The organism is Capnocytophaga stomatis, from assembly GCF_002302635.1.
Lineage (GTDB): Bacteria > Bacteroidota > Bacteroidia > Flavobacteriales > Flavobacteriaceae > Capnocytophaga > Capnocytophaga stomatis.
Window position 1 is genome coordinate 788158 of the sequence record NZ_CP022387.1, and the last position, 15104, is coordinate 803261.

Genomic DNA, 15104 nt, shown 5'->3' on the forward strand with positions numbered 1-15104 from the left:
AAATTAATTTATTATTTTTGCCACGTTTTTCATAATTTCATCAATGAACTTAAAATATATTCTATTGTTTTCAACTATTTTTTCATTTTTTCAATCACTTTTCGGACAAAATAAAGCTCTTACTGATGTTGAAGTATTCAGAAAGAATCCTTCCGAGGTGGTTTCATTTGAAGATGCTCAAAAATCAGCAGAAAAAATCATATATTTTCTATTGCAAGAAAAACGAATTCCGGGGGCATCCATCACTATTACCAAGCAAAATCACGTAATTTGGCAAAAAGGATACGGATATGCGGATATCGAAAAGAAGAAAACAATCGACCCGCAAAAAACTCTTTTCCGAATTGCGAGTGTTTCCAAACCGCTTTCGGCAGTGGCTCTTGCTCGTTTGCAAGAAAAAAAGGAATTCGATTGGAATGCATCGCTTTATGAATATGTTCCCGATTTCCCCAAAAAACCTTTCGATTTCAATATCAAGCAATTAGCAGGTCATTTGGTAGGCATTCGCAGTTACAAAGGAAATGAAATTTTCAGCAACAAACCAATGTCTATCGAAGAAGGAATTGGTATGTTCAAAAATGATATTTTAGAATTTGCACCCGGAACGAAATACTTGTACAGTAGCTTCAACTGGAATTTGGTTTCGTTGGCTATGGAACGTTGCCTAAACAAAAAGTTTGAAGACATCGTTTCGGAGGAAGTTCTCACGCCTCTTCAAATGCAAAATACTTTCCCCGACAAAGGAAAAATAACTCAAAATCAAGCTATTCCTTACTCCCGAACAAAAAAAGGCTTTCAACCGGCTACCACAGTTCATAATTATTACAAACTTGCCGGAGGAGGCTTTCTCTCTACTTCAGATGATGTTGCTAAATTAGGAAATGTTGTTATTTGCCACGATTTTCTGTCACAAGAAATTGAAAGTGAAATGCTAACAACATTATGTACCGATGACGACAAAGAAACAGGCTATAGCATCGGGTGGCAATCAAGCAGAGATTGGAATAACCGCCCATATTACGGACACATTGGCAATGGCGTAGGCGGATATGCTTGGTTTTATGTGTATCCGCAAGAACAAGTAGTAGTTTCAATGCTTTTCAATTCTTCTAACCCACAGATTGACATTTACTTACAACGCATAACCGATTTTATTTTGGAAGGAGCTGAATATTTAGATTTTGGATATTAAAAAAGAGGCTTAATAGCCTCTTTTTATATTTTTTTATTTTACCTTTTTCAACCAATTTCGCATATCTACTTCTTTGGAAATGGTGTCTCTTAGTTGTGAAATTGGGATACGGATTTGCTCCATTGTGTCGCGATGACGCAAAGTAACCGTTTGGTCTTCTTTGGTTTGATGATCCACCGTTACGCAGAAAGGAGTTCCGGCTGCATCTTGTCTGCGATAACGACGTCCAACAGCATCTTTCTCGTCGTAAGCTACACTGAAATCAAACTTCAACTCGTCTATGATTTCGCGGGCAATTTCCGGTAGTCCGTCTTTTTTAAGTAGCGGAAGCACAGCCACTTTGGTCGGTGCTAACACGAAAGGCAGACGAAGCACCGTACGCGTATCGCCTCCTTCCAAAGTTTCTTCTTGTAGTGAATTTGAGAAAACCGCCAAAAACATTCTGTCCAGCCCGATGGAAGTTTCCAACACATACGGAACGTAGTTTTTATTTTCCTCAGGGTCAAAATATTGTAATTTCTTTCCGGAATATTTTTCGTGGTTGCCCAAATCGAAATCGGTACGTGAGTGGATTCCTTCTAACTCTTTGAATCCGAACGGGAACTTAAACTCAATATCACAAGCCGCATCGGCGTAATGTGCCAATTTTTCGTGGTCGTGGAAACGGTAATTGCTATCGCCCATTCCCAATGACAAATGCCATTTGAGGCGGGCCTCCTTCCAGTATTCGTACCACTCTTTTTGCGTGCCTGGCTTAATGAAAAACTGCATCTCCATTTGTTCAAATTCACGCATACGGAAAATAAACTGACGTGCAACTATCTCATTACGAAATGCTTTCCCTGTTTGTGCAATGCCAAACGGAATTTTCATTCGTCCTGTTTTTTGCACGTTTGAGAAGTTTACAAAAATCCCTTGTGCCGTTTCGGGGCGAAGGTACAAATCCATCGCCGTATCAGCGGTTGCCCCGAGTTTCGTACCAAACATCAGGTTGAATTGCTTCACGTCTGTCCAATTTTTTGAACCCGATTCAGGACAAGCGATTTCCAATTCCTCAATCAAGGCTTTTACGTCTGCCAAGTCTTCATTTTCAAGCGATTTCGCCAAGCGTTTTAAGATGGTCTCAGCTTGATTTTTATACTCAATCACACGTGCATTGGTGCTTATAAATTGGTCTTTATCAAAGGCTTCCCCAAAGCGTTTTTCTGCTTTTGCAATTTCCTTCTCTATTTTTCCTTCAATTTTGGCTACATAATCTTCTACCAGTACATCAGCCCGATAGCGTTTTTTGGAGTCTTTATTATCAATAAGTGGGTCGTTAAAGGCATCAACGTGTCCCGAAGCTTTCCACGTGGTGGGGTGCATAAAAATAGCCGCATCAATCCCAACAATGTTTTCATTCATCTGAACCATTGCTTTCCACCAATATTCGCGAATGTTTTTTTTGAGTTCCACTCCGTTTTGTCCGTAATCGTAAACGGCACTAAGCCCGTCATAAATTTCGCTCGACTGGAAAATATAACCGTACTCCTTAGCGTGAGAAATTACTTTCTTGAAAAAATCTTCTTGATTTACCATAGTTTTTTAGTTGAAATCACAAATGAACACAAAAAATCTTTAATATAAATTCTTTTTATTCACTTATTTAGCTTATTTTAACAATTAAAAATATCAATTTATCTTGTGAAAGTATATCTATCAATACTTTTACCAAAAATTTAACGCACAAACATAGTAAATAATTTCAAAAAAACATATTTTTGCCCTGAAAATAAATCTGATTTTATGATTTTTAGGGATTTACTTTCCGTGATTTTACCTGATTACTGTATGGGGTGCGGTTGTATCTTGAATGATAAGGAATCTTTTCTATGTATCTCTTGCAGAGGGAAACTTCCTGAAACACAGATGCATTTACAAAAAGAAAATCGAATAACAAAACGGCTTTACGGACAATGCGATTTATTCTGTGCCACTTCACTTTTTTATTTTCATAAAGATAGCGTAGTACAACATTTAATCCATCAATTGAAATACAAAGGCAAGGAGGAAATCGGAAATTGGTTGGGAAATTGGTTGGGCGAAAAAATAAAAACAGTGCAAGATTTCCAAAAAACAGACATTGTAATTCCCGTTCCTTTACATAAAAATAAGTTAAAAAAACGGGGATATAACCAAGTTGCTCTTTTTGGAAAATGTTTGGCTCGAATTTTGCAAGCGGAATACATTGATGACGTACTGATAAAAGTAAAAACGAATACCACACAAACCCAAAAGGATTTATGGTCACGTTTTGCTGACAGTAAAGATATTTTTGCAATCCGGAATGGAGATAAAATAAAAGGAAAAAATGTTCTGCTTGTTGATGATTTGATAACCACCGGAGCAACTATCGAAAGTTGTTATAATCAATTAATTAAAGTAGAAAATGTAAAGGTAGGTTTAGCAACAATGGCTTATTCCTTATTACATAATTAAACCTTTTGAAAAAAATAAAATCTAAGGAGGAAAGATGATTGGTAATTTTAATATTAATTTAATTTTTTAAAAAGATGAAGAACACTTTAAAAATGATGGGAGTTGCGTTTTTGATGTTTGCTTTTAATGCAAATGTTCAAGCAACAACTTTGGAGCAAGAAGTACAAATCGTACAAGAAAAAGACGGAATAAAACAAGAAAAAGAGAAAAAATCTTGTTGTAAAAACAAAGAAGGCAAAAAAGAATGTAGCAAAGATGCAAAATCTTGTTCAAAAGACGAGAAATCTTGCTCAAAAGAAGGTAAAAAATCTTGTTGCAAAAACAAAGAAGGCAAAAAAGAATGCAACAAAGACGCAAAATCTTGCTCAAAAGAAAGTAAAAAATCTTGTTGCAAGAAAAAGGAAGAAAAAAAATAATTTTTTGAATTTATTTTTTAAAACTAATAACGAAGAAGTCTCAGCTATTTGCTGAGATTTTTTTGTATTAATTAAGATTTTTTCAATAAAAATTTTGGGTTTTAAGTTTTAATTTTTATTTTTGCGGAACGTTATACACAAAAAATAATGACAACTCACAACACATATTTCGATTTTTATTATTTTTATTTTTCTAAATAAGAATCGAGACTTTGTGTGAATACGATAATTGGTAATAGTAAATTTAAAGGTTAAACAACGAAAAAAGTCTCGAGTAACAGCGGGGCTTTTTTTGTGTTTTATAGCATCAAGTAAGAAAAGAATATGCAACAGAGAGTAGCAATTCAGGGGATTAAAGGGTCGTTTCATTATCAGGCTGCCCAAGAGTATTTTGGTTCGGAAATCGCAATTGTTGAGTGCAATTCCTTTGATAAGGTAGCTCAAAGCCTGCTAAAAAACGATGCCGACTTGGCGATAATGGCAATCGAAAATAGCATTGCTGGTTCCATCTTGCCGAATTACGCACTCATCGACCGATTAAACCTAAAAATCATCGGGGAGCATTATATTGATATTCAGCAACATCTGATGGCACTTCCGGGGCAGGACATCAATCAACTGAAAGAGGTACATTCCCACCCTATGGCACTGCTTCAATGCAAGCAATTCTTTGAGGATTATCCGCAAATAAAATTGGTAGAAGACACCGATACGGCAAGTACCGCCGAACGTATTCATCGGCTGCAACTTTTTGGAATTGGGGCAATTGGCTCAAAATCGGCAGCGGAATTGTATCAATTAAATATCATCCGCCACAGCATTCAAACGATGAAAGTTAACGCCACTCGTTTTGTGGTATTAACAGCCAAAAATGAGGAAATCGACCGAAATCAAGCCAATAAAGCCTCTTTAAAATTTCAAGTTCATCACAAAAGAGGAAGCCTCGCCACGGTTTTAAACGTGATTAGCGATTGCCGAATCAATATGACTAAAATTCAGTCACTTCCCGTAATTGAAACACCTTGGAAGTACGCTTTTTTTGTGGATATCGTCTTTGAAAATTATGAAGATTTTGAAAAAGCACACAAATTGTTATCCATTATGGCTGAAGACTTTAAAGTTTTAGGAATTTACAAAAACACACTGAAATAATTCATTTTAAAACAGAAAAATAACCCATTTAAAGAATATGAAAACAGCAGTTATTATAGGCTTGGGACTCATCGGAGGGTCGATGGCTTTGGAACTTCGCAAACGTTGCGGATACCAAATTTGGGGCATTGATGCTAATCCCGAAAATGCACAAAAAGCCTTGGAATTGAGCATTATAGACCAAATAGTAGATTACAACGACATTACAAACGCCGATATAGCTATCGTTGCCGTTCCTGTGGACATCATCCCGAAAGTGTTGCAAAAAACTCTTGACTATGTAGGCGAACAGACCGCAGTTATGGATATGGGTTCGGTAAAGGGAAGCATCTGTAAATCTGTTGAAAATCACCCTAATAGAAGTCACTTTATAGCAAGTCACCCAATGGCGGGAACGGAATTTTCAGGTCCGGAAGCTGCGATTTATAACCTTTTTGACAACAAAGTAATGGTTTTTTGTGAAATTGAAAAAAGTCATAAACATCTGGTAGATAAGGCAATGGATTTCGCTCAAAAGCTAAATATGAGAATCAAAATAATGTCGCCCGAAGCCCACGACCGCCACACGGCTTATGTGTCGCATCTTTCACACGTGAGTTCGTTTATGCTCGGAAAAACGGTTTTGGAAATAGAAAAAGACGAACAAAGCATTTTCGATTTGGCAAGTACGGGGTTTGCCTCCACGGTGCGATTGGCAAAAAGTGACGCTGCAATGTGGTGTCCTATCTTTCTGGAAAACAAAGAGAACGTCCTAAAATCACTTGATGAATACATCAAAAATTTGGAAGAATTCCGAAAGATGATTCAAGATCAGGAAGATGGAAAAATCCGAAAAACTATCAAAGAAATCAATTATATCAAAAAGATATTAAAGTAAGAAGTCAAACATAAATAACTGAATTTCAAATAAAAATAAATATTCAAAACAACGATAAATTTTGAAAACTATGGAAATAACAGCAGAAAATAAGAAATGGTTAACCGACTTGCAATTAACTCATCCTCTGGTGATTGCAGGTCCTTGCAGTGCCGAAACCGAAGAACAAGTGTTGAAAATCGCTCATCAACTGAAAGATACTGACGTGAATTACTTTCGGGCTGGGATTTGGAAACCACGCACGCGTCCCGGAATGTTTGAAGGCGTGGGAGCATTGGGACTGAAGTGGTTACAACGTGTAAAGGAAGAAACAGGAATGAAAGTTGCCACCGAAGTAGCTAACAAAGACCACGTAAAATTAGCTTTGGAACACGATATTGATATGCTTTGGATTGGTGCTCGCTCCACTGTAAGTCCGTTTATCATTCAGGAAATTGCTGACGAGTTGGAAAATACGGATAAAATCGTTTTGGTAAAAAACCCCGTAAACCCCGATTTGGCTTTGTGGATTGGTGCTTTGGAGCGTTTGCAACGAGCGGGAATCAAAAATTTGGGCGTTATCCATCGTGGATTTTCTACTTATGAAAAGACAAAATACAGAAATATCCCTGAATGGCAGTTAGTTATCGAGCTTCAAAATAAATTTCCGGAATTGGCACTCATCTGCGACCCATCTCACATTACGGGCAAACGCGATATGATTTTTGATGTTTCTCAAACCGCTTTGGATTTGAATTTTGATGGCTTGATGATTGAAACACATATTTCGCCAGACCAAGCGTGGAGTGATGCAGCTCAGCAAGTTACGCCCGACAAGCTGATAGAAATAATGAAAAACTTGCGTATGCGTAAACAAACCACTTCCGAAGAAGATTATCAAAGTCAGCTGGGAGAGTTACGCTCAAAAATCGACGTTCTTGACGACCAACTTCTTGATTTACTGAGAAAACGGATGGAAACTTCGGACAATATCGGAAAACTCAAAAAAGATAAAAACGTTGCCGTGCTTCAAAATTCGCGTTGGTATGCACTTTTAGGCAAAATGATTCTGGAGGGGCAACAACGCGGGCTCAGTGAAGAATTCGTGACACACCTTTTCAAAGCCATACACCAAGAGTCCATCAACCGACAAGAAAAGATAATAAAAGGATAATTCATATTTTTAAAATTATATTTTACGCAAAATTGCCTATGACAAACATCATAGGCAATTTATTCTATTTTCACCACAAGTTTGTTATTTAATTTCTGTCTCTCTCGGTTAATCTCAATATATCCCCGAAGATACCACGTGCCGTCACGGCGGCTCCCGCTCCTGCTCCCTGAATCACAATAGGATGATTTCCATACGATTCGGTATAGATTTCAAAAATGGAATCCGCACCTTTTACCTGCCCCAATGCACTGTCTTTGGGAACGGACACCAATTTCACTTCAAGACGAGAAGTTTCCGTTCGGCTTAAATCTCCGTGAAGGTCGCCCACATACCTTAAAACGTGATTAGGCTCTTGACCTTCTTTAATTCTCTGATATTCAGAATCAAATTCATTCAATCGGGAAAGAAATTCCTCCACACTTCCTTCTCGCAAATGCTCTGGAATTAAATTTTGAATAGCGATTTGGTCAAATTCATTTTCCAAATCCAATTCACGTGCCAAAATAAGCAACTTTCGTCCAACATCGTTTCCGCAAAGGTCTTCACGCGGGTCAGGTTCCGTGTAACCGCTGTCGATAGCCGTACGAAGTACTTCACTGAAAGGTTTGTCACTATCCGAAAACGTATTAAACAAATAGCTAAGCGTTCCGGAAAATATCCCTTTAATACGCGTGATGTTTTCCCCCGAAAGGTGTAACAATTTGATGGTGTCAATCAGCGGAAGCCCTGCTCCAACATTGGTTTCGTACAAATATTGTTTTTGATTCTCTTTAAGCACTTGCCTTAATTTCTGATAAAAATCATACGAAACAGTATTGGCTATTTTATTCGCCGAAACTAAATCAAATCCATTCTCAATCAGTGGAATATAATTTTCAACAAAAGTTTTACTTGCCGTTGCATCCACCGCTATTAAGTTTTCCAGATGATGTTTTTTAGCGAAATTGATTACATCTTCCAACTGATACGACTGACTGAGCGTTTCAAAATTTTGATATTCATTTGTAGTTATTCCCTTCGGATTGAAAAGGCATTTCGCCGAATTCGCCACCGCAACAATCCGCAAACTGATATTTTTTCGTAACAATATAGCTTCCTGAGCTTCAAAGATTTGCTTAACGAGCGTTCCTCCAACGGTTCCTCTTCCGAAAATCACTAAATTCACTCGTTTTGAAATGGAGAAAATTTCACCGTGAATAACATTTAAAGCCTTCTGTAGCTGATGATTATACACCACCACACTCACATTATTCCCCGTAACGGCATTGTTAATCAAAAGCGGAATTATCTGATTGCGAATCAAGGCGTTATAAGGCTTATGAAAAGTAGCCATATCCTGCCCCACGATGGAAATCACGCCCACATTTTTCACAACAGAAACCTCACTAACGTCTTTCGTGTAAAAATCCGATTCAAATTCTTCCTCCAAAGCCTTTTTCGCCTTTTCGGCATCCTGATTTGCTACCAAAAAGCCGATACCACGCTCCGACGAACCCTGCGAAATGATACTCACGCTAATATTGCGTTGTGCCAAAGCCCTGAAAATCCGTGCATCAACCCCAACTTGCCCAAGCAATCCTCTTCCTTCAAGAATTATCAAAGCATTTCCTTCCAAAACCGACAACGAGCGTATTCCTTTTTCGGTAGTTTGCGAATGAATCAACGTTCCGGCATCATCGGCGTTAAACGTATTGAGAATACGAAGCGGAATATTTTTGGAAATCAGCGGAATAATCGTTTTGGCGTGCAGAATTGTCGCCCCGAAATTTGCCAACTCATTGGCTTCCTGATAAGATAAATTGCGAATGATTTGAGCCTCCGAAACCCAATCCGGATTTGCAGTGTATATTCCGTTTACGTGCGTAAAGTTCTGTAATTCTTCGGCTTGCAAAAAATTAGCAAACAAGGCAGCCGAATAATTGCTTCCATTTCGTCCTAAAGTAGTGGTTTCGCCTTTTTCGGTTGCCGCGATGAATCCCGTTACCACAGCCACCGTCCCTTTGGGAAGTTGCTCGAAAAAAGCCTTTGTTTTCTGCTCGGAAATTGCCTCTTTCACCTGTGCATTTCCGAAGTGATTATCGCTTACCAAAAGCGTTCTGCTATCCACAAAAACCGACGAAATTCCCTTTTTTTCAAGCAGATAAGACACTAATTTTGCCGAAATGATTTCGCCTTGAGCCACAATCTGGTCTTTGATTTTATCGCTGTAATCGCCTAAAAGTGAAACACCTCCAAAGAGTTTTTCAAGTATTGCAAACTCCTGCGGAAAATCCAACGAATAGGCTTTCTGATACGTTTTAAACGATTCAAAAATAGGAAGATACGGCTCACCCGAAGTGGCTTTTTCTAATATTTCCAGCAAATCGTCGGTAGCATTTCCGCGTGCCGAAACTACCAAAGTAATGGCTTCGCCCTTTTTTATTTTTTGCTCAACAATTTCAAGTACCGTTTCCAACCCTTTGCCGTTGGCTAATGATTTTCCTCCAAATTTTAATATTTTCATACCTTTACAGACAACTATTTTATATTTATTTACGTTCTAGATTTTCTATTTGTGGAGTTTTCAAAAATCCCTCCAGAGTCGAAATTGATTATTGCATAATCTTTCAAATTTTGGAAGAAGCTAAACCATAAAAATTTTATTTTCCTTACCCCAAAAACATTACTTACAACAACAAGAATAATTCTACTTATCTTACTCTTTTTGTATATTTTAACCACGATAGATGTTGTACCTAAAAAAATTTTCTTATAATTTTAGAAAACCACCCAACATTTTCTGTATCTAAACTATGGTTATTTCTTTGCCCTAAATCTATTCTTTTGTTATTTTTTCCATCATCAAAATAAATTATACGTTCTTTTGGAATTAATAATTTATCTACTTGATTACTATCAATAAGTGACTTTTGTTCTTTTACAAAATCGGTAATATCCATAATTCCTACAATTTGTTCTGTGCCAAATTTTTCAAGGCTTTTACCTTTTAGTCCTAATTGAATGGCTCTTCTTTTTAATTTTTCACCTAAATAGTTGCGGTCGGGATCCCATTGTAACCGCACTTCCTTTTGCTCCAACTCCTTCCTCCAAGCGTCTTCCGATTCATACAAATGAGGTTGATAAGACGAAAAAACTGCATCTTGTAAAATCGATTGAAAATCTTTTTTCTCTATCCAAATAGCTAGAATTTTCTCCTGATTTTGCTTTTCTGCCCACCCTGAACGGAACATCATCCACAAAAAATTAGTTTTTATCCAACTCATTCTAGAATAACTAAATTCTTCACCACCTAAAGTCTGATTTTCCACGGCGTACTTAGCTATTTTTGGATTATAAGCCTGATATACAACTATGTATTCTGTTGTAATATACTCCACCTTCCTTAAAAAGGAATTGTATTCTGCATCTTTTATTTCAAGAACATTCCCTACAATATTTTGTCCTTCATTAGGCAAATTTTTTAAACTATCTGTGTATTTTTCAAGACTGATTGCTAAATGATAATTTCTCTCACTTCTTAATTTTTGTCCTTTTCTACGAAGTTCTTCTTCCCAGTTTCGTAAACGCTTGTCAGCAAATTGGGCTATAGCTGGAAGAGCTTTTAATCTTATTTCTTCCAAAAATTTCTTAGCCTCATCTGTACCAATATCAGCAAGAGCCCACGTGCATTTTCGTTGTAGCGGATAATTTTCATCTTCTTTTAAATATTCAAAATTCGAGAATGCTATATTAAATAATGATTGTGCAGTAATAGGATTTCTAATACTTTGAAACCCTAACGCCATATCCTCGTGAAATGTATGCCAATCCGACTCAAATATTTGACAGAGTAATAATAAAACCTCTTCATCACGACTGTATTGTGCAATGATTTTATAAAAAACATTCTCAAGTTTTCTTTTATCTTGTTCTGATATAATTTGCCGAATTTCTTGAATATATTGTTCTCTATGTTGCATTTTATTGCATTTTATTGACAAACGTTCTAAAATTACTTTTGTCTATCGCTTTAAAATTAACATCATAGGCATTTTCAAACGACTTTGGAATTTTCACTTTCCTATTGGTTTGCCACTTAAATTCAAATGCATCAATACCATCAGCAGAAACCTCAATGTAATCAATTTCTTGCTGTGCGGTTGTCCTCCAAAAATAAGGTTTTGCAAGACTTTGATTCAAGTTCAAGTTTTTTTTGCGTTCCGAAATCATAAAGTTTTCCCACAAAGCTCCTTTGTCTTGCCGAAGTATGAACGAGGTAAAGTCCCCAATTATCATATTTCTAATTCCATTATCGTAAAAATAAATTTTTCGATTGTTTTTTATCTCATTCCTAAGGTTTTTACTATATGAATGCAAAGTAAAAATCACATAAGTTTTTTCTAACAAATCGATATAGTTGCCAACCGTATTTTTATCAACTCCTACAAGTTGAGCTATTTCATTATAGCTCACTTCAGCCCCCACCTGATAGGCTAGTGCTCTCAATATTTTTTCCAAAGCTTCGGGTTTTCTGACCATTGACATTGCTAAAATATCTTTATACAAATAACTCGAAGTAAGGTTTTTAAGTACTTCTACCTCATTACCGAAATGATTCAGCACATCAGGATACATTCCATAAACCAATCGTAATTCCAATTGTTGTTGAGCAGTAATATACCCCACGTGTTTTTCAAATTCGTTCCAGGAAATAGGCAGAAGATTATATTCAAATTTCCTACCCGTAAGCGGCTCTTGCGTCATTGCATTGATATCCAAGGCAGAAGAACCACTAACCAGAACTTGTACATTTTTAAACAAGTCGGATATAATCTTGATTTTCAAACCAATATTAGGAATCCGTTGAGCTTCGTCAATAAAAACGTATTCATAATTAGCAATGATGTTTCTGAGAGTCTCCGTATTTGCATTTGACAGAATTTCAACAATTTCGCTGTCATCACCATTTAAAAACAAGTAATTTTTATTGGTAAGTAAGGTACGAATAAGTGTTGTTTTTCCAACCTGCCGAGGACCAATAAGAAGTAAAACTTTACCTTTATTTATCTTCTGCTCCAAAACCGCTGTAAAATCCCTATAAATCATATATTGTATTTTGGTACAAAAATAGGAAAAATTTTCATATTCACCAATTTCATATATTTTTCAGTGAATTTAATCACCAATTTAATTGTTTTTAAAAAAGATTAATTCACCAAATTTTAATATTTTCATTGTATTGATTGTTAAATTATCTTTCTCAAAATTTTGTCTAACTGTTGATATTCAATCAGAAAAGCGTCGTGTCCGTGTACGGAATCTATTTCGTGATAGGTGGCTTTCTTGCCCATTTTCTGCAAAATAGCATAGGTTTGCCGATTTTCTTCAGGAACAAAGTACAAATCCGAGTTCGTTCCGATGATGTGAATTTCCGTCTGAACCTGCTGCATCGCATTTTCAAAACTTATTCTTCCCGCGGAAATATCAATCGTTTTTACTAATTGATTCATAAGTTTATAGGCTGAAAGTGTGAATCGTTGCTCCAATTTTTCTCCGTGATGCAAAAGCCAAGTTTCCACGTTACGAAGTGGTAATTTTTCAGGATTGAAACTACGCTCAAACTTCATTTTAAACGACTGAGGCGAGCGATAACAAAGCATCGCGTGCATACGGGCATCGTGCAACGGATTGGCAGAGTTTTCCAAAATCTGTTCCTGAATGAGACTATTAGCTATAATCCAATCCGATGACTTCCAATCAGTTGCCACAGCTATAAAATGTTGGAACAAATTAGGAGCGAGGGCTATCATTTCCCACGCAATGCCTCCCCCTACCGAGTTGCCAACAAGTGCAAAACCTTTTTCAACCCCCAAATGATTCAGTCCCAGCAAAAAAAGACGAGCCACATCACGAGCCACCCACTCTTTGGGATTCTCTATACGGAACGTGTTGCAGTACCCATTACCTGGAATGTCAAAAACCAATACGGTATATCGCTGCGTATCAACAGGTTTTCCTACTCCAACAGCCTCATTCCACCAGCCGTTTTCACCCGTTACCTGCGAGTTTCCCGTGAGTGCGTGATTGACTACCACCAGAGGGGCTGTACCTAACTGAGGTCCGAAAACCTGATATTGTAGATGTAGCTTCGGGTAATTTGCTCCTGAAAGCGTTTCAAAATTTGGTATCTCTATGTAAGGTTTAGAGGTCAAGATTAGAAAAATTGAAAGATTAAAATTCTAAAAGTCAATGCTTAAAATCAACTACTGATGGTTAATTGCTTTGAAAAGCAGCTTTCAAATCCGCCTTCAAGTCCTCAATATCTTCTAAGCCCACCGACAAACGGATTAAATCAGGGGTTACGCCCGTAAGTCTCTGCGATTCCTCACTAAGTTGCTGATGTGTAGTACTTGCAGGGTGAATGATAAGTGACTTGGTATCCCCTAAGTTTGCCAAAAGTGAAATGATTTTTACATTATCCACCGCTTTTTTAGCTCCTTCATACCCCGACTTCAAGCCGAAGGTAAGTAATCCGCTTTGCCCTTTTGGAAGATATTTTTCCACGAGCTTTTTATTAGCCTCGTTCAGTGCAGGATAGTTTACCCAAGCCACCTCAGGCTGCTGAGAAAGCCATTTTGCCAAAGCCAGTGCATTCTCACTATGCCTTTTCACCCTGATTTCCAGAGTTTCCAGACTTTGAAGTATCTGAAAAGCGTTAAACGGACTAAGTGCCGCCCCCAAATCACGAAGCCCCTCTATGCGAACTTTGGCAATGAACGCCAAGTTACCCAATGCCTCGTGCAGTACCAATCCGTGGTATCCTACAGAAGGCTCTGTAAATTCAGGGAACTTTCCGCTACTCCAATCAAAATTTCCTCCGTCAATAATAGCCCCGCCCAAAGAGGTTCCGTTGCCTCCAATGTATTTCGTTAAAGAATGAATTACGATGTTGGCTCCGTATTTAATCGGGTTAAGCAAAGCCGGAGATGCTACCGTATTATCGGCAATAAGAGGGATATTGTGCTTTTTAGCTACCTCAGCAATTGCTTCAATGTCAAGGACGTCCAATTTCGGGTTACCCAATGTTTCTATAAAGATACATTTTGTATTCTCCTGAATTGCTTTATCGAAGTTATTAGCGTCTGTCGGCTCAACAAAAGTGGTTGTAATGCCCAATCGAGGTAGCGTAACGTTTAACAGATTATAAGTCCCTCCGTACAAACTGTTGGACGAAACGATATGGTCGCCAGTACGCAACAGAGTTAGGAATGTAGTGGAAAGTGCCGCAGTTCCGGAAGCCGTAACCACCGCCCCAACGCCTCCTTCCAAAGCAGCCAAACGTTGCTCCAAAATATCGTTGGTGGGGTTGTTCAATCGGGTGTAGATGTATCCGCTTTCCGAAAGATTGAATCGTGCTGCGGCCTGGTCGCTGTTTTCAAAAACATACGAAACGGTTTGATAAATCGGGATGGCTCTGTTTCCTCCGTGTTGTTTAGCGTCATATCCTGCGTGTAATGCCTGTGTAGCTGGTTTAAATTTACTCATAATACTGTTTTTTAAAATTATTTTCTGTTACGTTTAGCTATTTTTACACCAAAAAGAAATATTTTCTATATTAAACATATAATTTAAAAATATATTCTTTTTAATAATCATAAATACATTTACATATATTATAAATACAGGGCAAAGGTAGAAATATTTTTTAAACAAACAAATTTTTCTAATATTTTTTAATATCAAAAAAATTATTTCTACCACAACAACAAAAAACAACAAAAAGTATTCTTACAAAAAACACAATGACTATAAATCAATTTTGCAATAATAAAACAAACCTGTTATGGTGTTAAT

General features: G+C 37.3%; 12 protein-coding genes. 6 read left to right on the plus strand and 6 right to left on the minus strand.

Annotated features, from left to right (window positions below; translation table 11 throughout):
• Positions 1-43 precede the first annotated feature (43 nt).
• The gene (locus CGC58_RS03480) at positions 44-1192 is read left to right on the plus strand and encodes a serine hydrolase domain-containing protein (protein ID WP_095895134.1); all 1149 of its coding nucleotides are present in this window, start codon (positions 44-46) and stop codon (positions 1190-1192) included.
• 33 nt (positions 1193-1225) lie between these two features.
• Here the strand turns inward: CGC58_RS03480 and CGC58_RS03485 are convergent, their stop codons facing one another.
• Positions 1226-2770: a glycine--tRNA ligase gene (locus CGC58_RS03485; protein WP_095895135.1), complete on the minus strand. Its 1545-nt coding sequence runs from the start codon at positions 2768-2770 to the stop codon at positions 1226-1228.
• A gap of 207 nt (positions 2771-2977) precedes the next feature.
• Between CGC58_RS03485 and CGC58_RS03490 the strand changes: the two genes are divergently transcribed.
• From CGC58_RS03490 to CGC58_RS03510, 5 genes are all read left to right on the plus strand, one after another.
• Entirely contained in the window at positions 2978-3670 is a 693-nt protein-coding gene (locus CGC58_RS03490) for a ComF family protein (RefSeq protein WP_095895136.1), read from the plus strand.
• A gap of 74 nt (positions 3671-3744) precedes the next feature.
• Positions 3745-4086 (plus strand): hypothetical protein, encoded by a 342-nt coding sequence (locus tag CGC58_RS03495; RefSeq protein ID WP_095895137.1) that lies wholly within the window; start codon positions 3745-3747, stop codon positions 4084-4086.
• A 324-nt stretch (positions 4087-4410) separates the two neighbouring features.
• On the plus strand, positions 4411-5238 hold the full coding sequence (locus tag CGC58_RS03500) for a prephenate dehydratase (RefSeq protein ID WP_095895138.1): 828 nt from the start codon (positions 4411-4413) through the stop codon (positions 5236-5238).
• A gap of 37 nt (positions 5239-5275) precedes the next feature.
• On the plus strand, positions 5276-6115 hold the full coding sequence (locus CGC58_RS03505) for a prephenate dehydrogenase (protein WP_095895139.1): 840 nt from the start codon (positions 5276-5278) through the stop codon (positions 6113-6115).
• Between the two features lie 70 nt (positions 6116-6185).
• Complete coding sequence (locus tag CGC58_RS03510; RefSeq protein ID WP_095895140.1) at positions 6186-7268, plus strand: bifunctional 3-deoxy-7-phosphoheptulonate synthase/chorismate mutase type II; 1083 nt, start codon at positions 6186-6188, stop codon at positions 7266-7268.
• Positions 7269-7356: 88 nt separating this feature from the next.
• Here the strand turns inward: CGC58_RS03510 and thrA are convergent, their stop codons facing one another.
• The 5 genes from thrA to CGC58_RS03535 all read right to left on the minus strand — a co-directional run bounded on the left by thrA (position 7357) and on the right by CGC58_RS03535 (position 14795).
• A complete protein-coding gene (gene thrA, locus CGC58_RS03515; protein ID WP_095895141.1) occupies positions 7357-9774 on the minus strand; it encodes a bifunctional aspartate kinase/homoserine dehydrogenase I in 2418 nt (805 codons plus the stop codon).
• A gap of 232 nt (positions 9775-10006) precedes the next feature.
• The gene (locus CGC58_RS03520) at positions 10007-11230 is read right to left on the minus strand and encodes a DUF4291 domain-containing protein (RefSeq protein WP_198540748.1); all 1224 of its coding nucleotides are present in this window, start codon (positions 11228-11230) and stop codon (positions 10007-10009) included.
• A gap of 1 nt (position 11231) precedes the next feature.
• Complete coding sequence (locus CGC58_RS03525) at positions 11232-12356, minus strand: ATP-binding protein (RefSeq protein WP_095895142.1); 1125 nt, start codon at positions 12354-12356, stop codon at positions 11232-11234.
• A 140-nt stretch (positions 12357-12496) separates the two neighbouring features.
• Positions 12497-13462 carry an alpha/beta fold hydrolase gene (locus CGC58_RS03530; protein ID WP_095895143.1) on the minus strand — a complete coding sequence of 322 codons (966 nt, stop codon included), beginning with the start codon at positions 13460-13462 and terminating at the stop codon, positions 12497-12499.
• Between the two features lie 61 nt (positions 13463-13523).
• Positions 13524-14795 (minus strand): O-acetylhomoserine aminocarboxypropyltransferase/cysteine synthase family protein, encoded by a 1272-nt coding sequence (locus CGC58_RS03535; RefSeq protein ID WP_095895144.1) that lies wholly within the window; start codon positions 14793-14795, stop codon positions 13524-13526.
• Positions 14796-15104 lie beyond the last annotated feature (309 nt).